General features: G+C 58.1%; 1 protein-coding gene and 1 pseudogene. One reads left to right on the top strand and one right to left on the bottom strand.

Annotated features, from left to right (window positions below):
• Positions 1-146, top strand: a 146-nt coding sequence (locus ABD481_RS47235; protein WP_344672403.1) for a Sec-independent protein translocase family protein, incomplete at its 5' end; no start/stop codon positions are given.
• Between the two features lie 190 nt (positions 147-336).
• Here ABD481_RS47235 and ABD481_RS47230 read toward each other — a convergent pair.
• Positions 337-511: pseudogene (locus ABD481_RS47230) on the bottom strand (lipoyl synthase); the annotation flags it as partial.

Below are 511 nucleotides of genomic sequence, written 5' to 3'. Positions count from 1 at the left end.
GTACCAAGAAATTACGTACGCTGGGCGGCGACCTGGGGTCGGCTATCAAGGGCTTTAAAAAAGCCATGAACGAAGATGACGATAGCGCGAAGAAAACCACCGCAGAAGAAGAAGCGCCGGCGCAGAAGCTCTCTCATAAAGAGTAATTCTCCGGCTGCGTCCCCTGACGGGATGCTGGCGGTACGGCGAAGAGGCCGCGACGTTTATCGTTGCGGCCTTTGTCGTTTTTGTCGACGCCGCGGAGAAAAGATGCAACTAACTGTTACGGACAGGCGAAACGGATGAAGCGGAGAGAGCCGCTGCGCCGAAAAGGCGCGCAGCGGCGGAAGCGGTGGGTTATTTAACTTCCATCCCTTTAGCCTGCAGGTCGGCATGATAGGAAGAGCGGACGAAGGGACCGCAGGCGGCGTGGGTGAAGCCCATCGCCATCGCTTCCGCTTTCATCTCTTCAAACTCTTCCGGGCTGACGTAGCGCTGCACCGGCAGGTGGTGACGGCTCGGCTGCAGATAC

It is taken from the genome of Catenulispora yoronensis, assembly GCF_039531695.1.
GTDB lineage: Bacteria > Actinomycetota > Actinomycetes > Streptomycetales > Catenulisporaceae > Catenulispora > Catenulispora yoronensis.
The sequence above is the reverse complement of the archived record's forward strand: the minus strand, read 5'-3'. Positions and strand labels throughout refer to the sequence as shown.